Source organism: Marinoscillum luteum (assembly GCF_044005705.1).
In the GTDB taxonomy this organism is placed as follows: Bacteria; Bacteroidota; Bacteroidia; order Cytophagales; family Cyclobacteriaceae; genus Marinoscillum; species Marinoscillum luteum.
This window is the reverse complement of sequence record NZ_JBIPKE010000020.1, coordinates 57,989-79,480: the sequence shown is the minus strand read 5'-3', so window position 1 is coordinate 79,480 and position 21,492 is coordinate 57,989. Positions and strand designations below refer to the sequence as shown.

The window sequence follows — 21,492 nt, the reverse complement described above, 5'->3', positions numbered from 1 at the left end:
GTGCTTTCTAATCCCCACTCATCATAGCTGAGCGTTATAGGTCATCGGCTCCTGAGATCATGGACAGAATTACTAACTCAGACACACATTTTTTACCCTTAGCCAACAATAGCAAGGTTCCGCTTGAGAACCTTGGATTTGAGCTAACTGCTGAAGACAATCATAAATTCATATTTGAAGACAAAAATGGTATTGTGATTCAAATAGTATATCAAAGATATGATCCTCCTGAAGTATGGATTAAGAGGGAAACTGATAGCGAAAGTATTCGACTAGACAATTTCACGGAACGCTTTTTCAACTCAAACACCCCAATCTGGAAACGGAACCTTGATATAAATGGAAACTTCAACTACTCGAGTTTTGACTTTTTTGCTGACTTCTTGACTGCTTACCTAACGGAACTCGTTGAAAAGGGAGATTTTGTTAGTGAAATCAACGACTGGTTCGAACGAACTTATAGAACGAATTAGAAGACCTATAACAGACGCTGATCGGGCATATGCCTCCCGATGGCTATCGAGAGAGTTTTCCGGCCGGTTTCATTGCAACTCGACCGTGAATCTGCCGCTGATATACGGCAGTGTTTTCTACCATTTTCTGCTCGCAGGAGTTTTTTAACTTTCGGAGCGCAGTGCCATTTGGAACCGTTGTGAGCCTCGGCAGATTTCACTATTTTGCTTCTTTGAGCCAGTGGGGCACACACATTGCCATACATAGGTGTTACATGCCATTACTTAATCGATATGTCGGTAGAATTAGATAAGAAACAAATTCGGAAACGAGCCAAAGAAATTCTGAAAACAGGTATCCCGAAACAAGAAGCCTACGAACAATTAGCAGAAGAATTTCAAAACAGAGCTGCAACGGCTAATGTTATCCGAAGACTACCTTCAGCCTTAGCACTTAAGAAGTACGGAATCTGGAATCATGTATTATTAGGATTGCTTATTCTAACTGCCAGTATCTTGTTACTGGTCAATCCATCATTCGGAACAGCATTGTGGTATGGTCTGCTCATAATTGCTGTTGCTAGAAAAGCAACAAGGTTTTATTACTGGGTAACAATAATGTCGGCTTTAGGGGTAATTGGAATCATCGCAGCAGTTTTAATGAACGAAGCAACAACTGAAGGCTGGATACGGATTGGTTTCTTTCTCGCTCTAGTAATTCCGTCATGCATCCTTCCAATATGGCTTATGAACAAACTAACTCCAGCACCAGAAGAAGAACGGGAGTATTATGAAAACGAGAACGGGGAACAACGGAGTTGGATGAAGCCTGTATTCAAAGAGTAAAGCGTGTAAACCTTGCAGTTCAGCTTGCCCAACCCCTCCAAAATCTAAACAAATCTGATTTTAGGGAAGCTTACCGGGCGTAGAGCACGCCCGGTTCTTTATTCAGTTAAGATTTCTTAAAATCTGTTCCACGGGATGCCTGCCAGCATCAGGAGGAGCGCAGCTCCAAAGAAAATGGCCTGAAGCTTGAATTTTTTAGCAGCATCCGCAGCTTTTTTTGATTTGCTTCTGCCAATCTGTGCCACCACCACTGCCAGCACCATCATGCTTGCGTGCTCAACAGCCCAAAACCTCAACTCTGCATTTTTCATAGCTCCACCAAAGTTGCTCAGGGCACTCTCGGTAATAGGGCTCAGGAAAAAATAGAGAACCAGGCCCAATAGAAGTTGAAGGTGCATGGTGCCCACAAAGGACGCTGCAAAAATATTGTCCGTCTTTCCAAATGCACTTTTTCCACCAAGTCCCATTAAAGATTTTACAATCACAAAGATGGCCAGTGCCAATGCGATCCATCTAACGGCTGAGTGAATATGAAGAAAGGCTGTATAGGTATTCATTGAGAGAGATATTAAATAGTTGAAAGTATGTGAATGCCAAAGATAGGTTGACTTTTTGAGTGCCTTAAAGTTCTGATTAAAACTTTTAATACGCACCGAGACCTTCTTCGTCTGCCGGAAGTATGATTTGGTCTAATGAAATTTTTATTTCTATCTGAGATCACTTACTTTCAATTTATGGTTTCTGCCACCAGGCAGGAATGCTCCCCTTCATCGCCTGAATAGCGAGTCCTTTTTTTAAAGGCTCGCTTTTTTTTGTTCGCGCTGCGCATCCAGCTGTCCCCGGATGTAGCTGATCACTTCAGGAAAGGCAATGATCTTGTAATGTCCCAATCCTTTGGTTTGCACAAAATGAGCGTTGGGGAAGGCCTCCCTGAGTTCTTCACCCCGCTGGTAGGGGACAATATGGTCCTGGTGGTCGTAGATGAGGTGAACGTTGATGTTTTGCAGTTTCTCAGCTTTGTCCCGCAGGTCAAAATACTCCACGGGCTGTGCGTAGTTTTTTTCCACCAGTTTACACATCTCCTCATACACACTGTCCTTATACCCTAGCTCCCTGATGGTATCGTGGAAGAAGTACCTCACAAACGGCGGAGAGGAAAGCACGAAAAGCTGTTTGGGTTGCAGCGCAGGGGAAATCTCTGAGGATAGAATACCAGCTGCCAGCCCACCCAGGGAATGACCGATGAGCGCCTCATAAGGTCCATTGGCCAGGTAATGATCTTTGAGGATATCGCGAAATTCAGGTAGGGCCGTGTGCGTACCCTCCGATTGACCATGGGCCGTCATGTCGATGCCTTCTACCACATAGCCTGCCTGTACCAGGGATTCTATCATTCGCCTGAAATCGGCTGCCTTGGAGCGCCATCCATGGCATAGCAGTACTTTCGGACCCGTGTCGCCCCACTGATAAGTGACGACCTTATGCTTTCCGTAATTGACCTTTCTGGCGGTGGTATTCTCTACCAGCTCCTGCTGAGCACTGGTGAATTTCACCTTACCTGGCTTGGAAAAGTAATGCCAGATGATTTCGGAGGTCTTTTCAGGGGCTATGTGCTGGAGGGTAAAGAGTCCTTTCTTTACCACTTCCATTTTCCAGTTGGTCTTTGGGGGGCGTTCTGCAGGTCTGCTGGTGTCCTGGATACCAGCGTCTATGTATGTGGTCTGTGTTTTCATTTTAAATATACCGATTGGTATTTATATGTTAAAGTCTATTTGCTGATGGCGTTGATTTGCATTTCCAGTCCCTGGCGGATGAGTTCGAAGGACTGCTTGTTGCCCTCCACCCGGGAGATAAGGATGGCTCCGGAAATGGTGGAGTAAAACATACTCGCATAAAGATGAGCGTCCACTCCCTCGCGGATCTGACCCTCCTGAAGGCCGCGGGTGATGATTTGCTGAAGCGACCCCTTGATCATGGCAATGGTGCCAACGGCCCGGGTTCTGAGCATCGGGTGGTCATCATCGGCTTCCACAGAAGTGTTGATAACAGGGCATCCGCCTGCTATAGGCGGGTTTTCGATGTATTTGGAATAATAATTCAGGATGGCTTTTAACTTCTCCGGTGCAGTAGGTGCGGCCTTGATGTGCACCCTTAGATCGTCGAGTACCCGCCCGATGGCATATTCAAAGGAAGCTACCGCCACGGCATCTTTGTTTTCAAAATTGCCATAGATAGCACCTTTGGTCATCCCGGTGGCTTTGGTGATGTCTGAGAGTGAGGTGGCTCTGTATCCTTTTTGATTAAAGATGGATATGGCCTTGCTCACAATCAGATTTTTGGTGGTTTCCGGATTTCTCATGATGCAAATATACCGATCGGTATATTAATTTCAAAATCTGGATAAAAGTCTTCATCTGAGATGACCTGAGTCATATTTTTTATGTGATATGGGAACTAGCTTGACCCCTAATTCATTTTCAGTATAACCCCCACTGCTATGAAAATAGATTTGCGCAAGTACCTGGAAGAGCGAGATCAGATGCACCGATCTTTACTTAGAGATGGGCCAGTGCTCACAGTCTCAAGGGCCTATGGTTGTGAAGCCAATAGGCTGGTGAGGTTGTTGATTCATCGCATCAATGAGCTTGGGCCCGGTGCCCTCAAGAAACACCCATGGAAGTATATCAGTAAGGAGGTTATAGATGAGTGTGCCTTTGAGCTGGGGATTAACCCCCATGATGTTGATCAGCGAATACTGGCGCACTCCACAGACGGTATCAACGGCTTGCTGGCAGGGTTTGCACATCACTATGAAGTGTCTGATCGTGAGATCATGTCGAAGGTCAAAGAGGTGATTATCAACTACGCCAAGCGGGGAAATGTGATATTGGTAGGGCGGGGAGGAAGCATGGTCACTGAGGGAATGGATAATGTGTTGCGTATTCGGTTGGAAGCACCCCTCAAATGGAGAGCCCGGGTCATTGCCGGCAAGCTGGGCATAGGCGATGAAGCGGCCTATGATCTGGTACAGCACATGGATGAGAACAGGGTGCGTTGGATGGAGCATTTGACCGGGCGTACTTATAATGAACACATGTTCGATCTGGTGATCAACGTTGAGAAAATGTCTGACAAGGAAACCCTTGATGTTATTTTGCAGGTGATGAAGCACCGGGGGATGATCCCATCCCAGCCATTGGAAGGCAAGAGTCAAAAATTCAAAGTGAGCTGAATAGGAGAGTCTTCCTCTGTCATTTTCTGGAAGTTGCTGATGCCTACACCCAGGAGCCGGATGCCTTCTTCTCTGATCAGACTCTGATCTGTCAGCTGATGCACCGCCCGTGAGAGTTGCTCTAAGTCAGTGACGTTTTCTTCCAGCGAAATACTTCTTGTGATTTGCTTAAAGTCGCCGTACTTCACTTTGATGGTGACCGTGCGGCCATGGGTGCCGTGTTTAGAATACCGTTCGAAGGTCACAGCAGCGATTTGGTCCAACTCAGCTTTTACCTCTGCTATCCGCATCAGGTTGTGCTCAAAGGTATGTTCTGCGCTGACAGATTTTCGTTCCCGGTCAGGTTTTACGGGGCGCTGATCAATTCCCCTGGAGATGTTGTAATAGTAGGCTCCCGATTTCCCATATCGTAGAGTCAGGTCAGCCAGGGACTTTTTGCGAAGGTCGCCTCCTGTGAATATTCCGGCGGTTTTCATTTTTTCTGCGGTGGCTTTTCCGATCCCAAAAAATCGATGAATGGGCATTTTCCTGAGGTACTCGTCTGCTTCTTCAGGAAGGATGACGAACAGACCATCCGGCTTATTGACATCAGAGGCAGTCTTGGCTAAAAACTTGCAATAGGAAATCCCAGCTGAGGCGGTAAGTCCGGTTCGCTCTTTGATCTTAGCTTTGATTTCTCTGGCAATAACCGTCGCAGAAGTAAGACCAGGCTTGTTTTCAGTCACGTCCAGGTAGGCTTCGTCCAGACTGAGGGGTTCTATCAGGTCAGTGTATTCCTGAAAAACATTTCTAATCTGAAGAGAGATCTCCTGATACCTTTCGAACCTTGGTTTTACAAAAATGAGGTGCGGGCATTGACGGGCGGCAATGGCCGAGGGCATGGCTGATTTAACCCCGTATTTTCTGGCTTCATAACTGGCAGCTGCCACTACCCCACGTTCTTTGTTGCCTCCCACGGCGATTGGTTTGCCCTTCAGCTCGGGATGATCATGCTGCTCCACGGAGGCAAAGAAGGCATCCATGTCTATGTGTATGATTTTTCTGATCGGGTGATTCTCCAAAGCAATTAGGGTGTGATAGCCTTTACGGTATACGATGTATTGTGATTCGTTTTTGACCAATATAACTCATTGTATTTTTTCACATAAAAAATGAAAGATCGAAAACAGTCTTTTGGGTCAATGGTTATCTTAGCTAAAACAATCACTCAATTATGTCTCAAGTAACATTAAAAGGCAATCCTGTCAATACCGTGGGAACACTTCCCGCTCAAGGAGTAGAAGCTCCGAATTTCACTTTGGTAAAGTCCGACTTATCCGAAGTTTCACTTTCAGATTATAAGGGAACCAGGGTCATTTTAAACATATTCCCAAGCATTGATACGGGTACTTGCGCCACGTCTGTTCGTCAGTTTAATCAAAAGGCATCAGATCTCGATAATACAGTGGTGCTTTGTATCTCAAAAGATTTGCCATTTGCTCACAATAGGTTTTGTGGAGTTGAAGGAATCAAGAATGTAGTGAGTCTGTCTGCATTTAGGGATAGTAGCTTTGAGAAGGCTTATGGTGTGGGTATGGTAGATGGCCCACTGAAAGGACTGGTAGCACGCTCTGTGGTGGTAGTGGATGAAGAAGGTAAGGTGGCTTACACGCAGTTGGTTGGTGAGATTGTAGACGAACCGGATTACGAGTCTGCTTTGAAAGCACTTTAAAAAATTGATTTAAGCAAAAAGGGAGGCCATCATTTTGATGGCCTCCCTTTTTTTATCACATCAGAGTAGTTCGCTGGCAGGTATGGGCTCGGGAACATAGTTGTCTATGGGTTTGAGTGACTGCAGGTAGGTGAAAATAGCTGTGAGATCCTGATCTGAGAGCTCTTTTTGGTTTTCCCAGGGCATGGGAGGCATAATGGGACGACCTTTTTCGATACCCATGTGCTGACCTGTTCTCATGGCTTTGATGAACACTTCCTTACTCCAACCTTTGATGCCTGTCTCGTGGGGGGTGAGGTTTCGGGCAAAAGTCATACCCCATGGCCCGACAGCAGCTGTCAGGTCACCACTGAAAAGTACCCAGTAGCCAGGACTAAGGGCACGCTTGTCAATTTCGGGAAGAGAGGAGCCCTCTGGGTGCCCGGAGAATGCTCTGGATTCATCAAAGTGCATTCCGGTTTCATTGAAAATTTTAGGGGAATGGCAATCTCTACATCCTCCTACTGTGACCAGTAGCTTACCATGTTCCAATAATTCGGCAGTGGTGGGTTCCGCAGGTATCGGTGTGGTTTCCTGTGGAGTGGAGCACCCAATCACCGTGATGAGTGCTACTAAAAAAATAGTCTTTTTCATTTGTCAAATGTTATTATCGAAAAAAAACATTGACCCATGATGACTGAAAAGGGTTGCAAGCCAAATGATGAATTTAAGCAACCACGATCCTTATTCGATTACCGCAGATTCACAAACATAGGTGGGAATGATCCCCCGAGAGTTGATTCTCATTTCTGCATGTTTGGCCAGGGTGTTTCCGGTGAGCACCAGCACCGTATCAAGGCCAAATTTGTTTCCACCGATGATGTCTGTGGAGAGGGTGTCTCCCACCATCAGGATTTTGTCCTTGTCGGCTATTCCCCCCTCAGCAATGGAATGCTCATAGGCGAATATAAACATCTGGGCATCTGGTTTTCCAAATCGGATGAAGCGCTTACCCACGATATCTTCCACCATATTGGCCAGTCCGCCGATGGCAATGGCCACTTCAGACCTGGAAACAGGATAAGATTTATCCGTATTACAAACGATCGTTGGAATATTGACGGCACGCAAAAGATTGATGGTCTTATTGATGTCATTGGCCCAGTCAAATCCTTCATCATCCAAAAAAACCAGGGCGCTAATGTCTTCGGCATTCTCCAGGTTGAGGTCTGCAATGGATATGGTTTGGAGGCCCAGGGTTTCTATGTAATGGGCAGATCTCGCCGTGCCCAGATAGGCCACGGTTCCTGATTTGACTTTGTACTGCAGGTACTCCCGTGCCAGCATGCCGGAGGAGACTATTTTGTTTTTGGTGATGGATTTGAGCCCGCGCTCCTGATAGTCCTGAGCTAACTCCCGCGGACCTCTGGAGGCGTCGTTGGTGATGATGAAATAGTCGATTCCGTTTTCTTCCAGAAAGCGAAAGGTGTTTTCAATTCCCGGTATGAGTCCACGGTGATTTTTTAGTACTCCGAAAGCGTCGAAAAATATGGTTTTGTAGTTACCAGCTATTGATTTGAAAGGTGTGATGTCCATCTTTTACAGGTCTAGGGCTTTGAGTAGTTTTTCTTCGTTGAATGATTTATCCAGGGTAGGGAAGTATGTCTCGTGGGCTTCAAACTGAAGTCGGCTGGCATAGAGTTCATGAAAGAAGTACCGACCATCTTTGATGACGTAGTTGAGGATAAAGAACCGGTACGTTTCCTTAATGATTTTAATTTCCTGTGCGGTCAGCGGATACACCTTGTGGTAGGCCTTCAGAAAAGTAATGAATCGGTCTTCCATTAATGGATCCACCAAATAGCTGAAAATGGTGCGGTCGCCGATGGTGGAGCAGACCCTACTGAAAAAGTAAAAGTCCATTACCCGCGTACTCATCCTAAACCAGTCGTAATCCCAGCGGCTGAAGAACCGATAGTCTTTATTGATGGAAAAATTACCAATGTTCCAGTCTACAAAGACCGGAATGGAAGGCATTTCCGAAACGCCTATTTTATCACAGTTTTCCAGAAACAGTGCACACTGTTTTTTGATAGAGTCTACATGCCCGCGATGTTCAAACTTGCCATGATCTGTTTCCAGTATTTCCAGCAAATGATCAATGTCGTTTTCTGTTTGTTTGAAGGTAGGGGGCAGCGTGTTTTTTACCTTGTTGCAGGCTTTGTGAAACTTCGCCAGTTCCTCCCCCAGGATGATGATTTGGCTATCAGATTGCTTTCTTTCCGGCTTTTGATCGATTTGGATGGGATTGTAAAAGACCACCCAGGCATCCAGCAAGCTGTCCTTGTGACGGTAGACATAGAGCTGTCCGTATTTGGTAAGTGACTTGGCCAGGAAGTTTTCGAAGGGCGCGTGCAGGTTGTTGGCCAATGCATTGATGATGGTGTGGTCTTCCACAAAATGATCAAAGCGTCCGAAATAGGAAAGCTTCGCTATGATGATGTCTTCATCCTCGAAACGCACCCGATAGACATGATTGGTAGACACCTTAGCACTGATGTCTTCTATGGTTTTTATTTTTCGGGAGCTGTCGTATTCATACCAGGCATCCTCGATGATTTTGATAAAGTCAATGTTTTGATACATGTGTCAGATGATTTCGAAATATCTTTTTAATTCCCAGTCGGTCACCTTTGCGGCAAACTGACGGCATTCCCACTCCCGGGTTTTCGTAAAGTGGTCGACAAAAGGAGCTCCGAACAGTTCTATTGCAAGGTCGGAGGATTTCATGGCCTGGGTAGCTTCCTTCAGGTCTGCTGGGAGCCGGCCGTTGGATAGATCCTGATAGCCATTTCCCGTTGTGGGTGGAGTGGTAAGTTTGAGTTTGTTTTTAATGCCATACAATCCGGACGCCAGGGCAGCGGCCATAGCCAGGTAGGGGTTGGCATCTGCGCCGGGGACCCTGAGTTCTACTCTGGTGGCCTTTTCCGAAGGGTTGATCACCCTGAGGGCAGTGGTACGGTTGTCCAGCCCCCATGTGAGTGTAGTGGGTGCCCAGGCGCCTTCCACCAGCCGCTTGTAGCTATTGATGGTGGGTGCGTACATGGGCAGGATGTATGGCAGGGCCAGGAGCTGACCTGCCATGTAGCTTTCCATGGTGGAGGAGATTTGATGCGCTCCTTTGGCATCATGAAAAATATTCTTCCCGTTTTTCCAAAGGCTTTGGTGAATATGCCCACTGCAGCCCGGGAGGTCATGGTTCCATTTGGCCATAAAACTGGCCATGATCTGGTGTCGGGCGGCAATTTCTTTAACGCCGGACTTGAAAAGTACCGCCCGGTCTGCGGCCTCCAATGCACCTGAGTACTCAATGGCTGCTTCGTATACTCCGGGTCCGGTCTCTGTATGCAGACCTTCCAGGGGCACTTTGAAATCATCTAATAGTGTGAACAGGTCATTGAAATATGGACTCTGCTGTGAAGCTCGTAGGATTGAGTAACCAAACATGCCCGTGGTAAGTGGGGTAGGTGATTGCCCATTTTTAGCGGCCAGGGTATCGGAGGTTTCCTGAAAGTTGAACCACTCAAACTCCTGGGAAAACCCGGTACTATAGCCATCTTTTTCCGCTTTTTGAATGACTTTTCTAAGCAATGACCTGGGGCAGGCCGGATGATTGGTGATGCTGAAATCGCCCAGAAAAAATGGGATCTGCTCATCCCAGGGAATGTTTCTGAACGTTTCCGGGTCCAGATGGAAAGTAGCGTCGGGATAGCCTGTATGCCACCCGGTGACCTCAGCATTGTTGTAGGCAGCATCCATCATGTCCCAACCGAAGACCACATCACAGAATCCCGCACCTTGCTCCAGAGTACTCAGGAGTTTTTCTTTTCTGATGATTTTACCTCTGAGCACTCCATCTATGTCTGTAATGGCAATTTTGACCCTATTGTCTTCACTTTGATGAATGCGTTCGAGTATTTCCTTTTGGTTCATAGGAATGCGTTAACAGGTGTGTCAGTCAAGCTGTAAGCCTAAGTTATCCAAATCTTCAATCATGCGTTCCAGCTTCTGAATAATTTCTTTATCGCTCAATTCGTCACTTTCAATGAGCGAATCCATTTCGGTGTAAATGCTGATTTCGTATTCTTTTTTAGCCCCTTCGGCAAATACCAGTGCATGCTTTACATGGAGCATTCCATATTTGAGGGCCAGCTTGGCTTTGCCTAGCTCATGAGACTCTACAAAGTGCTCCGAAATTTTCAACTCCGCATACGTGAGGGCATTCAAGGCTTTTACAGAGGCTTCATTGAGTTTTTTAACATCAAAAATCTCCCCGCTCATGTCTTGTAGGATCTGTTCGAGTTGAACAACGGCCCGATCCACTTTTTCCTTGCTTTCGGGCTCCAGGTCCTGTTCTATTTTTTTGATGGCCTCTATAGCATTATAAAGATGCATAACACTTCTGCCGTGAGCATCTTCCTCAAAATAGGTTCTGGAATTGGACAGCAAAATGTCGGGTTCAAGGGCTTCATCCGTTAGCCCGGCAGGCTGGGTGTGCTCTATGAGTGTGCCCACACCAAATAAAACGCCAAATGTACCAATCAGAAAAAGGATGTGTCCGGGTGCTTTCAAATTGTTGTTATTTTGATGTAATGTCACAAACGCTGTAACAGATTGTAACATACTTCAAACTTACAAGGGATGAAATCGTTTTAGACTGTTAATTGGTGAAAATTATGCAACAACTTGATCAGCAATACTGGGAAACCCGCTATCAGAATGGGCTTACGGGCTGGGATGCGGGTGCCATTACCACTCCACTTCGTGAATATTTTGATCAGCTGACCGACAAGTCTGTGAGCGTGTTGATTCCGGGTGCGGGAAATGCTCATGAAGCTGCTTATTTGTTTGAGCTGGGCTTTAGTGATGTACACGTACTGGATATCTCCGAGTCTGCATTGCGTCAATTTCAGCTTAGAAATCCTCTCTTTCCAAAGAGCCACATTCATCAGGGGGATTTTTGGGCACATGAGGGCAAGTACGATCTGATCATCGAGCAGACCTTTTTTTGTGCAATTGATCCTGTGCTGCGGACTGCATATGTGAAGAAAACAAGTGACATACTAAGATCAGGAGGGAAGCTCGTGGGGGTTCTATGGAATCATCCAATGGGTGAAAATGAACCTCCTTTTGGAGGATCGGAGGCAGAGTACATCGAACTTTTTTCTGAGTGTCTTGAAATCAATGTATTGGAAACTGCTTATAATTCTATCCAGCCCAGGGCGGGCCGTGAGGTTTTTATTAAAATGACTAAAAAGTAATGGATTACATACTGATAAAATATGTTCACTTCATCGGGGTTTTTGCCGTGGTGGGCAGCCTGTTTGCTGAGGCTATTTTGGTGAAGCCCAGGATGACCAGGGCGGAGTTGTTTTTTCTGTCAAAGGTAGATGGTGTTTATGGCATAGGGGCACTGGTGGCTGTAGCGGCTGGATTGTTGCTGTGGTTTGGGGTGGGCAAGCCAGCCGGCTTCTATACACAAAACTGGATTTTCCTGACTAAGGTTGGCTTATTCAGCACCGTAGGGCTGCTGTCAATATGGCCCACAGTGTTCTTTTTGAAGATGAGGAAAGGAGATCCGGAGGAGGTAGTGAGTATCCCCGGACTCATTCGTCTGATGGTTCGTGTGGAGGTGGCTCTGCTGGTGGTAATTCCTGCGTTGGCCGTGCTTATGGCAAATGGAATTGGGGTTTATTGAGGCTTTGGCAGGATAAAACCCAGGTAGTCATGATGGTGCGTAAAGCTGATGGGTAGCTGCTGATGACTGAGTACAGGAAGATTTTTTTCGTCAGTACGAACAGCCACTTGTAGCTGGTGGTGTAGTTTGATGAACTGAATGGCCATCGCCCGCACTTCCTCAGAGGGCGATTGAGTATTTCTTTTTAAGATTTGATGGTAGCAGGGCTGGTTTTCGCTGTGCACAATGGCGTAAATAATTGATTGATTCTGAAAGATATTTCCCCTGAGTGTTTCTGATTGAAAGGAGAGCGCATTATCATGCGGTGAAATAGAAACTGCTATTTTTTTGGGTTCAAAAGGGATGATCTGCCTTTGTGCTTTGAATACTGCTTCTTTGGCGGTCCACAGCAGCCAGAAGCTGTGCGGGTGATCGGGAACGTGATCGTCAGGGTGGGAGATGAGGCGCAATGCTCGGTGGTCCCTTGGCTTGAGCAGTGGATCCGAAAGGTCTACCAGGTCAATACCGACCATCATTATTCTACCAGTATGTCGTGTTCCATTGACCACACCATACCCGTTTTGCCGTCATCCGCCTGCTCATGGATATAGTCTATGGGGACGTCTTCTTTGAAGAGTTCGTAGAAAATTTCCCAATGTTTGTCAAAGCCCATAAAGCCTTCGTAGGGTGGGTCATTATAGAGTTCGATTCGGAGTTTATTCTTGCCTTTTCTTAGTTCATCAGTAAAGCCAAAGGAAATGTCTTCATCCTTTTTCTCAGCGCCTACTCCACTGTCAAAAACTAACTGGTTGTTCAAAAAGACTTTAACCTGATTGTCAATTTTGTAAAACTTAACCCAGTTTCCCTCGATTTCACTGGCATCGATGGTGCGTTTTTCTTCCTCCGCAGTGGGAAACTCCCCGCTGCTTTTAGAGAAACAACCTGTGAGCATGATTGGGATAAGAATAAAAAGAAGTGATTTGATTACAGTGTGCATAATATGGGTTCTTCATCAAAATAAATGCCAACATGACCAATCGGTTGGTCATGTGGCCTTTGATGTTGATTCAATGAGGGTCGGCTAGCCGGCGATCTTTTCAGAAATGATATCGAGGGCATCACCCACAGTATCCATCTTTCCGATGAAGTCATCCTCGATCATGATGTCGAATTTTTCTTCAATATCCAGAACGATATCCACCAGATGGGCCGAGTTGATCATGAGGTCGTTAATCAGGTCTGAGCTTTCCGAGATTTCGGTAGTCAGTTCCTTTTCGTCTATGTAAGGGTCTATTATCGCTAATAGATCCTTCTTGATTGCTTCTCTATCCATATAAATTAGTTATTCATTTTTCGTAGTACCAAAACGCAATTAAGATCTCCAAAACCGAAGTTTGCCTTGATAACGGTTTTTATGTCCTTTTTGATCAGCTTTGATGGTATTTTTTCCAGAGGAACGAGTTTTTCGATCTCCGGGTGAATTTCTTCAACATTCAGGTTGGGATGAATGAATCCTTCTGCCAGTTGTAGTGCGCTGGCTACCAGTTCGATGGAGCCTGCCCCGGCTACACAATGCCCAATCATAGACTTGGGTGTATTGATGTAAGGGAAATCGTCTTTTGGTAAATTCAGGGCTGTGCTCCAGTTAATCACCTCATAGGGGTCTCCCTTGGTAGAGGTGAGGTGTCCTGCGATCAGGTCGATTTCTTCAGGAGCCACGCCAGAGCGTTCCAGTGCTGTAGTGATACAATCTACCACCGCTTGCGGGTTTTGAGCGGTCATGGAACCACCATCGGTCTGCCCGCCAGAGTTAACTTCTCCACCCAGAATTTCGGCATAGATTTTCGCTCCCCGCGCTTGTGCCGCTTCCAACGTCTCGAGTACAAGCGCTCCGGAACCGCCACTGGGTATAAAGCCTGAACTGGTGGCACTCATAGGCCGAGAGCCTTTTTCCGGTGCTTCGTTGGAGTCACTACAAAGCACCCGCATAGCATCAAATCCGCCCCAGATGTACCGGCCGTCTCCTTCAGAGCTGGCACAAAGCATGCGTTCCATTTTGCCAGACTGGATCATTTCGAAGCCTTGCAGCACTGCTTCACTCCCGGTGATACAGGCCGAGCTGTTGGAGAAAATTCGTCCCCTTAGTCCTAATATGCTGTTGAGGTATGCCCCGGCACCACTACTCATGGACTCCGGTACCGATCTTGATCCTAACTTACGGTGATTTCCCTGGTCTATCGGATAGATCTTGTGTTCGATGAAACTATCCAGGCCAAGCGCTCCAGAGCCTACCAGCATACCTGTTTTGCGATCATATCCGCCAGGTTTGATCTCCAGGCCTGCGTCGTTCCAGGCCTCCAGTCCGGAAAGACAGGCATAAATGACCGCATTGTTTTTTACTTTTTGAGCTACGAAATGGGGGAGGTGTTCATCTTTATATTCCTGAGTCACTGGAGGTTTCCCTCCCAATTGACACTTGAAGTTGATTTCACCCAGGTTTTCGTATCGCTTAATACCGGATTTTCCCTCTTGCAGGGCCTTTCTAAACTCGTCTACGTTCAGGGCATTTGGTGCTACTACGCCCATCCCTGTTATCACTACTCTATTCTTCAAAATAAAAACCTGTGTTTAAGATATAAGGCAAGAAAGAACCCGTACCCCACTAAAATAAAGGTGCAAATTTATAACAGTTTGTGCAGAGTGAAAGGGGTGTTTGCTCAAACCCTTTAAACGATGGTTTTGGTGAAACATCTCCGCCGGATTTCTTCGTCTTTGGCAGATTCATATTTAGTCAGGAGATTGTTCACATTTTTGTTGTCTTCAAGCATCTGCCCACTAAAAACATATTTGATTTTGTGCTTCACAAAGGCCTCGTAGAGTGAGCTCCACAGCAGGGCATGAAGGCCCTTGTTTTGATACTCCTTTTTGGCAGCTACAAGGAAAAAATCAACCGTATCGTTAAAATAGAAGGCTTTGAGGACATGCAGGAATCCAAAAGGGTAAAGGGAGCCCTTGGCTTTTTTGAAGGCTTTGGAGAGTGATGGAAAAGTAACGGCAAAGCCGATCACCTGGTCTTCTTTATCATTGACCAAGGCCACCATATCTTTCACTACAAACCCGAAGTACTGATCTATAAAATACTTGATCTGCTTTTCCGATAGGGGATAGTATCCATACAGGTGACTGTAGGACTCATTCAGGAGTTCAAAAACCTGATCAGCATATTTGAGTATTTCTTTTCCTGATTTGAATTTTTTGATTTGCATCCCATACCTGCGTCCAATGAGGTCTGCGGCTCTGTTGAGGTCTCCCCCTATGCCCGGAGGTACTTTGATCCGGGTTTCTGTCCAGTCTACCGCTTTTTCGAAACCCATGTTTTCGAAGTGGTCCTGATAATAAGGATAGTTGTATAATGTGGCCTGTGTAGCCATTTGATTGAAACCGCTGATGAGCGTGCCTTCAAAATCCAGGTCGGTGAATCCCAGCGGGCCATGAATGACCTCTAAATCCTCACTTTTTCCCCATTCCTGAACGGTGTCTATCAGCGCTTTGGAAACATCATAGTCATCTATGAAATCAATCCACCCAAACCTGATTTTCTTTTCTTTTTCGGCTTCTGCACCATGGATGATCCCGGCCACACGACCAACGGCTTCCCCATCTTTGTAAGCCAACCAAAAACGCCCCTCAGAATGCTCGAAAGCAGGGTTTTTTTCCTTGGATAAGGCACTAAGTTCAAAATCCATCACCGGGGGCACGTATGGCGCCACTCCTTTGTAAAGTTTCCACTGAAATCTCACAAAGTCTTTGAGTCCTTTTTTACTGGTGATTTCCTGTATCTCTATGGGCATGGCGTTAAATTAAATCTTTTTCCAGGTAATAATCAATGGCGCTTTTGAATCCATCCTCCAGTGAATACTGGATGGTCAACGGGATTTCATTTCGCTCTTTTGAAAAGTCGTAATCCCAGTCTTGTGAAATTTCGGAATAATGTTCTCTTGATAGGGTAGGCGTGCGGTTTAGGTTGCGATCTATTACGTCCGATATGGACAGTAGCGCCTTCACTACCGGGCGTCCCACCCGCAGGTTGATGCACCTTTTATGCAATAGTTTTTCGAGCGCCTGTTTCAGGTCTTCGTGCTGATAAACATGTCCGTCTTCCAGATGTACTGTTTGATTTTCATGTTTCAATGAGCACTCGAGTACGTTTTCGGCCACATCACTTGCGTTGATGAGGGTCATTTTATGGGCTTTAGGCGTCATGGACGGATAGAGCCCCAGTTTCACCGCTTTGATGAGCGGAACAAACTGAACATCCCGGGCACCGTAGATGCCGGTGGGCCTGTAGATCATATATTTTATCCCGGAATTCTTAACCACTTCCTCAGCCATGAGCTTACTGCGACCATAGTTGGATGCAGGCCCACCATTACCCACAGGCCCTTTGGCGGCCAGGGAGGAGATATAGGCCAGCCTGCCTGAGGGTTTCAAAATATCACATTGCCGGATGGCGTCTATCAATCTTCTGGTAAGGTCCACGTTCACTTTTACATACCTATCGAGGGTATATGATTGGATGAGACCGGCATTGTGAATGATCAGATCCTGAGCTGGAAGGTCTTTGAAAGCGGCTGCAATGCTGTCGACTGAATCATAACTAACCTCTACAACATGGTATCCATGTAAGTGCTCCAGGTTGCTCAGGTTTGCGCCCGGGCGAATGAGAATACTCGTTTCGAAACCCTTTTTCAAAGCCTTCTCTACCAGATGGCTTCCGAGAAAACCATTAGCACCGGTAATGAGAACTTTCATTCTTGATTAAGCTGTTTGGAATAGATCCACCTCTTTGGCAGCCTGAAACAAGATCTCAGCAGCACGATCTATTTGCTCATGTGTATGAGTGGACATGATAGAGAACCTAATCAGTGAATCTTCAGGAGATACTCCCGGAGATACTACAGGATTGACGAAAACACCTCTATCAAAAAGCATTCGAGTGAGTTTGTAGGCTTTCAGGTCATCCCTTACGAAAATAGGTACAATAGGAGTCTCTGAAGCACCGGTATCAAAGCCCAGCTCTTTCATGACCTTCAGGGTGTAGTGGGTATTGTCCCAAAGCTTTAATCTGTGAGAGTCATCAGTCTCCATGATGTCCAGAGCGGCTAATGCCGAGGCAATGGATGGAGGGGTGATGCTAGCTGCAAAAATCATCGACTTGGAGTGATGCTTCAGGTAGTTGATGGTGTCTGCATCGGAGGCGCAGAATCCACCCAATGCGGCAAAAGACTTACTCAGTGTACCACCAATAATGTCTACATCGTCTGTCAGACCAAAGTGGTTGGAAGTACCGGCACCATTTTCACCGATCACGCCAATGGCATGTGCACAGTCAGTCATCACTGCAGCGTTATATTTTTTGGCCAACTTCACGATTTCAGGAAGCTTCACGATGTTGCCCTCCATGCTGAAGATGCCGTCCACTACGATAAACTTGAAAGCGTCTATTGGCACTTTGCTCAGCTTCTGCTCCAAAGACTCCATGTTGTTGTGCCTGAAAATCACCGATTGAGCCGGAGAGAGCTTAGCACCTTCGAAAATGGATGCATGATTAAGTCTGTCCAGAAACAGGTAGTCGTTTTTGCCGGCAATGGTTGGTAGTACCCCGATGTTCACCTGAAATCCGGTGCTATAAAGTGCTACCGCTTCTTTGTTGAGAAACTTGGCCAGGCGACCTTCCAGCTCGGTGTGCATATCGCTGGTACCATTCATATATCTGGAGCCTGAAAGGCTGGAACCGTATTTTTTGATGGCGGCAATCGCTGCCTCTTTGATCTTTGGATGTGTGGTGAGTCCCAAATAGCTGTTAGAGCCAAACATCAGGACTTTTTTGCCTTCCACCATCACTTCTGCATCCTGTCCCGACTGAATGTTTCTGAAAAAAGGATAGAGGTTTAGGGCTTTTACTTTCTGTGGTTCCTGATAGGACTGATATCTGTTTTTTAGGATGCTACTCATTAAAATCTATCTTCAGAAATTCTGGGTTTGTAACTAATCGGTAAAAGTACCCAGAAATGATTGAAAATGTTCAACGGCCAAATGGTTAATTGTGTTCACAAATTGAGAGTATTTGCATTTAATACTTCAGTGATTTTCAATGAATACGATTGTTTGTTGGGAAATTGAGCGGATTAGGTGGCAATGATTACTCTTTTGGAAATGATTGAAGCAGATGAAAAGTATCCGATCAATTGGGCCCTGGCGTTTCAGAAAAGACTTCTGCATACCGCCGTGCCATGGTGTCCCAGCTTCTTCCTTTTGTCATTGTATTTGTTTTAAACTCCTGAGCGCTCGCCTTTAATTCCTCAGGATGATCCATGAAATAACGGATTTTTAGTGACCACTCTGAGGCATTTCCGCCCTCTATCAGGTATCCATTGATCCCATCTTTTACTGCAGAAGGTATCCCGTCTACATTGGCGGCCAGGGTAAGGGTGCCTTGAGAAGCAGCTTCCAAAGCGACCAGTCCAAAACCTTCATAATCACCGGGGATTTCAATGTTAGGCATCACGAAAAGGTCACAATGTTTGATGATTTCGAAGATTTTAGCTCGCGAGTGTGTAAACTGAGAAAGGTAAAACACCCGGCCCTCAAGTTTCATTTCTCTGATGCTGTCATTGACGGCAGTATCGTCTATTTCCGCGCCTACCAGCAGCCGGATTTTTTCAAATAATCTGCCGGGGATGAGCCGTTGGATCCACCTAAATAATTTCTCCTGAGGGAATTTCCTGGCGATCACCAGATAGACAGCATTCTCTGGAAGGCTGGGATAGACATTTCGTGTGAACCAATTAAACCCCTTGCGTGGGATGGCCCTGCCCAGAGAGCAGATGAGGAATTTACCCTCCAGGTTTGCCCCGATTTCATGCCCAAACTCGCTCCTGAAGTTTGGGTTTTCGGGCTCCTCCTGAAAATTGATGTCTACTGCGTTTTCTATCAAAGTCAGTTTTTCAGGCTTTACACCCTTCTTGAGACACAAGTCAGTAGTGGGGCCGGAGACGGTTATTATTTTGTGATACTGGTTGAGGTATTTCCGAATCCATCCTTGATAAAATTTGGATGGGAAGGTAACGTCCAGTCCATGAATGGTTACATACATGGGCACGCTGGTAAGAAAAAGCAGCGGGGTGCAGATGAGGGCCATGAGCCCATCATTGACATAGATACACTTGATCTGAGGATTCCTTTTGAGTCTGATCAAAACCCTAAATATCACCGTTAGGAAAAAGAGGCCTCGTGGGTAGTTACTTTTCCAGATGACTGGATGGATGGTATGATTTTTTTCAAGCTCCTCAACAAGTTTGAAGCAATGGGTTTGCATGCCACCAATAGATGGCGGATACTTGTGTGAAATAACTAAAATCTCCATTTCAGATACAAAAGAAGCTTTTTTATTTTACAAATTGAGGCGAGGGAAGAAGTGCTACTTTTGCCTGTAAATTAATACCTGATGTCAAAAATAAGGATAGCTTTTTTTCTGGATGTAATGAAGGAGGATTTTGATGGGGTGAGTATCACCATGCATCAGGTGATCAACCGTATCCCGAAAGAGACTTTCGAGCCCATATTTATTACCCCACAACCTCCGGAGAAAGACTTTAAGTATCCTGTGTACCAATGCCCATATCTTAATATCCCATTTAGCAACAAAGACTACAGACTTGCGTTGCCCGGGAGAATGAAGGAACTGACGGATATTCTTGATGACTTTGATCCGGACATTTTGCATTTCAGTTCGCCGAGTGGCTTAGGTGGATTCGCGGTGAAATATGCCCGGCGAAAGCAAATCCCTGTGACCACTATTTATCATACACACTTCCCCAGTTTTGCCAACTATTACCTCAGATACATTCCTTTTGTTGAAAAGATCACCGAACCGATCGTGTATAACTTGTTTTGGCTCTATAGGGGAAGTACCAGGGTCTTTGCCCCTACGAAAAGCATGGAGGAATACCTGCTGGGAAAGGGAGTAAAGTCCGATCAGTTGAAAATTTGGGGGCGAGGTGTGAATACTGAACGCTTTAGCCCTGAGCATAGAGATGACCTGCTCTGGCCTCAGCTTCCAGAAGGGTGCAAAAAGGTGCTATTCGTAAGCCGGCTAGTCAAGGAAAAAGAGCCTAAAACATTGATACGCCTGTATAATCTTTTTCAGGAACGAAGACCTGAAATAAAAATGGTGATCACAGGTGAGGGCCCCACCAGGGCTAAGCTGGAAAAAAATATGCCCGAAGCGCTGTTCACGGGTAAGCTCACCGGGCTGGACTTGTCCCGGGCGTATGCCTCAGCGGATATCTTCGTGTTTCCTTCTACTACGGAGACTTTTGGAAATGTGGTGCTTGAGGCATTGGCCTCTGGTTTGCCGGTGGTAGCCGCTGCTGAAGGCGGCCCCAAAGACATTATCCAGGACGGAGAAACCGGAGTGCTTGTAGAGCCTCAACAAGAGGAGGCCTTTTTCGCCGAAATCGTGAAGCTGGTGGATGATGCCGCTTATTACGAGCGTGTCAGAAATGCTGCATTGGCCTATGCCAGGTCTCAAAACTGGGAGAGTTTGTGCCGGGAGCTTTTCAGTACTTACACAGCCCTTGTTCAATCAGCAGAGGGAAAGTAAGCCTTCTTTTCCACCATCCAGCAGCGCTTTGGTTTCTTCCAGATTCTTACGGTTGCCACATGCTTCCTCATAAAACCCTTGCATCTGAGCAGTTCGGGAATCTACATTGGAGGAGGTTATGTGATAAAGAAATCGGTTTTTCTTCATCGGTTTGGGTACCCACCAAAGTGGTTTGTGAAAGTACCTTTTTGGTAAAACTACCTGTTGCTCTTGATACTCTGGCTCCACACAGTTCCAGTATACCAGCTGATTTCTTGGATGAATATCGTTGAATTGCTTACCATCGTTGTAGGCAGCATCAATCCATCTAGCTATAATTTTGCGCCCGGTTTCATCATTTCTTACAATCACAAAGCCAGCATTCGGCTTCTTTTTTCTACTCAAGGAGAAAGGTGTATCTGCGGCCATATAAATGGACGTATTGGGTCTTCCATATTTACCAACAAAATAATCGATGGTACGGTCTGGTCGCATGATGACCGTATCCGCATCCAGAAGGATTACATAGGAATCCGGTCCCTGAGGACTATTAGCCAACACCGTTTTGAGGATATCGATCTTGGTCCAGTTGATGTGTAGGTCGGAAATGGTTTTGGATCGTTGGATCTGGAGGTGATACCCGTGGGCCAGGGCATAGCTGCGGGCAGATGCCGCACTGAAGAGTGCGTATCTGTCGATGTTTGGTGTGGCCAATTGGATGATCGTAATGTCAGGCATTTGAGGGTTTTATAGCAGAAGTACCATGCTGGAAAGCGATAGCTGTTCTGATGAGTCTGCAAAAATGCATTTATTTTACTGAAATGCCAGAGCCAGTCATGGGGTTATTCTGTGCTATGTTTGCTGAAAGCTGATGAACAAACCTATGTTTTC

25 protein-coding genes are annotated in these 21,492 nt (G+C 46.0%); 7 read left to right on the top strand and 18 right to left on the bottom strand.

Going from position 1 to position 21,492, the window contains the following annotated elements; all coding sequences use genetic code 11:
* Window positions 1-59: 59 nt before the first annotated feature.
* Window positions 60-473 carry a hypothetical protein gene (locus tag ACHKAR_RS18370; protein WP_395418880.1) on the top strand — a complete coding sequence of 138 codons (414 nt, stop codon included), beginning with the start codon at window positions 60-62 and terminating at the stop codon, window positions 471-473.
* Between the two features lie 273 nt (window positions 474-746).
* Window positions 747-1,298: a hypothetical protein gene (locus ACHKAR_RS18365; protein WP_395418879.1), complete on the top strand. Its 552-nt coding sequence runs from the start codon at window positions 747-749 to the stop codon at window positions 1,296-1,298.
* A 116-nt stretch (window positions 1,299-1,414) separates the two neighbouring features.
* On the opposite strand, the gene ACHKAR_RS18360 is transcribed toward ACHKAR_RS18365, so the two are convergent.
* The 3 genes from ACHKAR_RS18360 to ACHKAR_RS18350 form a co-directional block, all read right to left on the bottom strand.
* Window positions 1,415-1,855, bottom strand: coding sequence for a hypothetical protein (locus ACHKAR_RS18360; protein ID WP_395418878.1), 441 nt, complete (start codon window positions 1,853-1,855; stop codon window positions 1,415-1,417).
* 237 nt (window positions 1,856-2,092) lie between these two features.
* Window positions 2,093-3,031, bottom strand: coding sequence for an alpha/beta fold hydrolase (locus tag ACHKAR_RS18355; protein ID WP_159581080.1), 939 nt, complete (start codon window positions 3,029-3,031; stop codon window positions 2,093-2,095).
* A gap of 35 nt (window positions 3,032-3,066) precedes the next feature.
* Window positions 3,067-3,657 (bottom strand): TetR/AcrR family transcriptional regulator, encoded by a 591-nt coding sequence (locus tag ACHKAR_RS18350; RefSeq protein WP_395418877.1) that lies wholly within the window; start codon window positions 3,655-3,657, stop codon window positions 3,067-3,069.
* 138 nt (window positions 3,658-3,795) lie between these two features.
* On the opposite strand from ACHKAR_RS18350, the gene ACHKAR_RS18345 reads away from it, so the two are divergent.
* Window positions 3,796-4,530, top strand: coding sequence for a cytidylate kinase-like family protein (locus ACHKAR_RS18345; protein WP_395418876.1), 735 nt, complete (start codon window positions 3,796-3,798; stop codon window positions 4,528-4,530).
* On the opposite strand, the gene dinB is transcribed toward ACHKAR_RS18345, so the two are convergent.
* Window positions 4,509-5,651: a DNA polymerase IV gene (dinB, locus tag ACHKAR_RS18340; RefSeq protein ID WP_395418875.1), complete on the bottom strand. Its 1,143-nt coding sequence runs from the start codon at window positions 5,649-5,651 to the stop codon at window positions 4,509-4,511. The two genes, ACHKAR_RS18345 and dinB, sit on opposite strands and share 22 nt — an antisense overlap.
* A 92-nt stretch (window positions 5,652-5,743) precedes the next feature.
* Between dinB and tpx the strand changes: the two genes are divergently transcribed.
* On the top strand, window positions 5,744-6,241 hold the full coding sequence (gene tpx, locus ACHKAR_RS18335; RefSeq protein ID WP_395418874.1) for a thiol peroxidase: 498 nt from the start codon (window positions 5,744-5,746) through the stop codon (window positions 6,239-6,241).
* A 60-nt stretch (window positions 6,242-6,301) separates the two neighbouring features.
* Here the strand turns inward: tpx and ACHKAR_RS18330 are convergent, their stop codons facing one another.
* The 5 genes from ACHKAR_RS18330 to ACHKAR_RS18310 all read right to left on the bottom strand — a co-directional run bounded on the left by ACHKAR_RS18330 (window position 6,302) and on the right by ACHKAR_RS18310 (window position 10,852).
* A complete protein-coding gene (locus ACHKAR_RS18330; protein WP_395418873.1) occupies window positions 6,302-6,874 on the bottom strand; it encodes a c-type cytochrome in 573 nt (190 codons plus the stop codon).
* Between the two features lie 90 nt (window positions 6,875-6,964).
* Window positions 6,965-7,816, bottom strand: a complete 852-nt coding sequence (locus ACHKAR_RS18325; protein ID WP_159581065.1) for an HAD-IIA family hydrolase — start codon at window positions 7,814-7,816, stop codon at window positions 6,965-6,967.
* 3 nt (window positions 7,817-7,819) lie between these two features.
* The gene (locus ACHKAR_RS18320) at window positions 7,820-8,866 is read right to left on the bottom strand and encodes an aminoglycoside phosphotransferase/kinase family protein (protein WP_159581062.1); all 1,047 of its coding nucleotides are present in this window, start codon (window positions 8,864-8,866) and stop codon (window positions 7,820-7,822) included.
* 3 nt (window positions 8,867-8,869) lie between these two features.
* Entirely contained in the window at window positions 8,870-10,213 is a 1,344-nt protein-coding gene (locus ACHKAR_RS18315; RefSeq protein WP_395418872.1) for a glutamine synthetase family protein, read from the bottom strand.
* A 21-nt stretch (window positions 10,214-10,234) separates the two neighbouring features.
* Window positions 10,235-10,852 carry a hypothetical protein gene (locus tag ACHKAR_RS18310; protein ID WP_395418871.1) on the bottom strand — a complete coding sequence of 206 codons (618 nt, stop codon included), beginning with the start codon at window positions 10,850-10,852 and terminating at the stop codon, window positions 10,235-10,237.
* A 104-nt stretch (window positions 10,853-10,956) separates the two neighbouring features.
* On the opposite strand from ACHKAR_RS18310, the gene ACHKAR_RS18305 reads away from it, so the two are divergent.
* The gene (locus ACHKAR_RS18305; RefSeq protein ID WP_395418870.1) at window positions 10,957-11,541 is read left to right on the top strand and encodes a methyltransferase domain-containing protein; all 585 of its coding nucleotides are present in this window, start codon (window positions 10,957-10,959) and stop codon (window positions 11,539-11,541) included.
* The gene (locus ACHKAR_RS18300) at window positions 11,541-11,978 is read left to right on the top strand and encodes a DUF2214 family protein (RefSeq protein ID WP_395418869.1); all 438 of its coding nucleotides are present in this window, start codon (window positions 11,541-11,543) and stop codon (window positions 11,976-11,978) included. Before ACHKAR_RS18305 ends, ACHKAR_RS18300 begins: the two co-directional genes overlap by 1 nt.
* On the opposite strand, the gene ACHKAR_RS18295 is transcribed toward ACHKAR_RS18300, so the two are convergent.
* The 8 genes from ACHKAR_RS18295 to ACHKAR_RS18260 all read right to left on the bottom strand — a co-directional run bounded on the left by ACHKAR_RS18295 (window position 11,972) and on the right by ACHKAR_RS18260 (window position 19,383).
* The gene (locus ACHKAR_RS18295; RefSeq protein ID WP_395418868.1) at window positions 11,972-12,493 is read right to left on the bottom strand and encodes a 4'-phosphopantetheinyl transferase family protein; all 522 of its coding nucleotides are present in this window, start codon (window positions 12,491-12,493) and stop codon (window positions 11,972-11,974) included. The two genes, ACHKAR_RS18300 and ACHKAR_RS18295, sit on opposite strands and share 7 nt — an antisense overlap.
* Window positions 12,493-12,954 (bottom strand): hypothetical protein, encoded by a 462-nt coding sequence (locus ACHKAR_RS18290; protein WP_395418867.1) that lies wholly within the window; start codon window positions 12,952-12,954, stop codon window positions 12,493-12,495. Before ACHKAR_RS18290 ends, ACHKAR_RS18295 begins: the two co-directional genes overlap by 1 nt.
* An 84-nt stretch (window positions 12,955-13,038) precedes the next feature.
* On the bottom strand, window positions 13,039-13,290 hold the full coding sequence (locus ACHKAR_RS18285) for an acyl carrier protein (RefSeq protein ID WP_159581042.1): 252 nt from the start codon (window positions 13,288-13,290) through the stop codon (window positions 13,039-13,041).
* Between the two features lie 5 nt (window positions 13,291-13,295).
* On the bottom strand, window positions 13,296-14,570 hold the full coding sequence (locus tag ACHKAR_RS18280; protein ID WP_395418866.1) for a beta-ketoacyl-[acyl-carrier-protein] synthase family protein: 1,275 nt from the start codon (window positions 14,568-14,570) through the stop codon (window positions 13,296-13,298).
* A gap of 113 nt (window positions 14,571-14,683) precedes the next feature.
* Window positions 14,684-15,808, bottom strand: coding sequence for a hypothetical protein (locus ACHKAR_RS18275; protein ID WP_395418865.1), 1,125 nt, complete (start codon window positions 15,806-15,808; stop codon window positions 14,684-14,686).
* Between the two features lie 4 nt (window positions 15,809-15,812).
* Window positions 15,813-16,769 (bottom strand): NAD-dependent epimerase/dehydratase family protein, encoded by a 957-nt coding sequence (locus ACHKAR_RS18270; protein ID WP_395418864.1) that lies wholly within the window; start codon window positions 16,767-16,769, stop codon window positions 15,813-15,815.
* Window positions 16,770-16,775: 6 nt separating this feature from the next.
* Window positions 16,776-17,972: an aminotransferase class I/II-fold pyridoxal phosphate-dependent enzyme gene (locus ACHKAR_RS18265; protein WP_159581030.1), complete on the bottom strand. Its 1,197-nt coding sequence runs from the start codon at window positions 17,970-17,972 to the stop codon at window positions 16,776-16,778.
* Between the two features lie 229 nt (window positions 17,973-18,201).
* Window positions 18,202-19,383, bottom strand: coding sequence for a glycosyltransferase family 4 protein (locus tag ACHKAR_RS18260; protein WP_395418863.1), 1,182 nt, complete (start codon window positions 19,381-19,383; stop codon window positions 18,202-18,204).
* A gap of 81 nt (window positions 19,384-19,464) precedes the next feature.
* On the opposite strand from ACHKAR_RS18260, the gene ACHKAR_RS18255 reads away from it, so the two are divergent.
* Window positions 19,465-20,622, top strand: coding sequence for a glycosyltransferase family 4 protein (locus tag ACHKAR_RS18255; protein WP_395418862.1), 1,158 nt, complete (start codon window positions 19,465-19,467; stop codon window positions 20,620-20,622).
* Here the strand turns inward: ACHKAR_RS18255 and ACHKAR_RS18250 are convergent.
* Window positions 20,605-21,339 carry a glycosyltransferase family protein gene (locus ACHKAR_RS18250; protein WP_395418861.1) on the bottom strand — a complete coding sequence of 245 codons (735 nt, stop codon included), beginning with the start codon at window positions 21,337-21,339 and terminating at the stop codon, window positions 20,605-20,607. The two genes, ACHKAR_RS18255 and ACHKAR_RS18250, sit on opposite strands and share 18 nt — an antisense overlap.
* Between the last annotated feature and the right edge of the window lie 153 nt (window positions 21,340-21,492).

Excerpts from the sequence above, each read along its gene's own strand:
- ACHKAR_RS18370 (WP_395418880.1), top strand. The coding sequence starts at position 60 with ATGGACAGAATTACTAACTCAGACACACATTTTTTACCCTTAGCCAAC.
- ACHKAR_RS18365 (WP_395418879.1), top strand. The coding sequence starts at position 747 with ATGTCGGTAGAATTAGATAAGAAACAAATTCGGAAACGAGCCAAAGAA.
- ACHKAR_RS18360 (WP_395418878.1), bottom strand. The coding sequence starts at position 1,855 with ATGAATACCTATACAGCCTTTCTTCATATTCACTCAGCCGTTAGATGG.
- ACHKAR_RS18355 (WP_159581080.1), bottom strand. The coding sequence starts at position 3,031 with ATGAAAACACAGACCACATACATAGACGCTGGTATCCAGGACACCAGC.
- ACHKAR_RS18350 (WP_395418877.1), bottom strand. The coding sequence starts at position 3,657 with ATGAGAAATCCGGAAACCACCAAAAATCTGATTGTGAGCAAGGCCATA.
- ACHKAR_RS18345 (WP_395418876.1), top strand. The coding sequence starts at position 3,796 with ATGAAAATAGATTTGCGCAAGTACCTGGAAGAGCGAGATCAGATGCAC.
- tpx (WP_395418874.1), top strand. The coding sequence starts at position 5,744 with ATGTCTCAAGTAACATTAAAAGGCAATCCTGTCAATACCGTGGGAACA.
- ACHKAR_RS18330 (WP_395418873.1), bottom strand. The coding sequence starts at position 6,874 with ATGAAAAAGACTATTTTTTTAGTAGCACTCATCACGGTGATTGGGTGC.
- ACHKAR_RS18325 (WP_159581065.1), bottom strand. The coding sequence starts at position 7,816 with ATGGACATCACACCTTTCAAATCAATAGCTGGTAACTACAAAACCATA.
- ACHKAR_RS18320 (WP_159581062.1), bottom strand. The coding sequence starts at position 8,866 with ATGTATCAAAACATTGACTTTATCAAAATCATCGAGGATGCCTGGTAT.
- ACHKAR_RS18315 (WP_395418872.1), bottom strand. The coding sequence starts at position 10,213 with ATGAACCAAAAGGAAATACTCGAACGCATTCATCAAAGTGAAGACAAT.
- ACHKAR_RS18305 (WP_395418870.1), top strand. The coding sequence starts at position 10,957 with ATGCAACAACTTGATCAGCAATACTGGGAAACCCGCTATCAGAATGGG.
- ACHKAR_RS18300 (WP_395418869.1), top strand. The coding sequence starts at position 11,541 with ATGGATTACATACTGATAAAATATGTTCACTTCATCGGGGTTTTTGCC.
- ACHKAR_RS18295 (WP_395418868.1), bottom strand. The coding sequence starts at position 12,493 with ATGATGGTCGGTATTGACCTGGTAGACCTTTCGGATCCACTGCTCAAG.
- ACHKAR_RS18290 (WP_395418867.1), bottom strand. The coding sequence starts at position 12,954 with ATGCACACTGTAATCAAATCACTTCTTTTTATTCTTATCCCAATCATG.
- ACHKAR_RS18285 (WP_159581042.1), bottom strand. The coding sequence starts at position 13,290 with ATGGATAGAGAAGCAATCAAGAAGGATCTATTAGCGATAATAGACCCT.
- ACHKAR_RS18275 (WP_395418865.1), bottom strand. The coding sequence starts at position 15,808 with ATGCCCATAGAGATACAGGAAATCACCAGTAAAAAAGGACTCAAAGAC.
- ACHKAR_RS18270 (WP_395418864.1), bottom strand. The coding sequence starts at position 16,769 with ATGAAAGTTCTCATTACCGGTGCTAATGGTTTTCTCGGAAGCCATCTG.
- ACHKAR_RS18265 (WP_159581030.1), bottom strand. The coding sequence starts at position 17,972 with ATGAGTAGCATCCTAAAAAACAGATATCAGTCCTATCAGGAACCACAG.
- ACHKAR_RS18260 (WP_395418863.1), bottom strand. The coding sequence starts at position 19,383 with ATGGAGATTTTAGTTATTTCACACAAGTATCCGCCATCTATTGGTGGC.
- ACHKAR_RS18255 (WP_395418862.1), top strand. The coding sequence starts at position 19,465 with ATGTCAAAAATAAGGATAGCTTTTTTTCTGGATGTAATGAAGGAGGAT.
- ACHKAR_RS18250 (WP_395418861.1), bottom strand. The coding sequence starts at position 21,339 with ATGCCTGACATTACGATCATCCAATTGGCCACACCAAACATCGACAGA.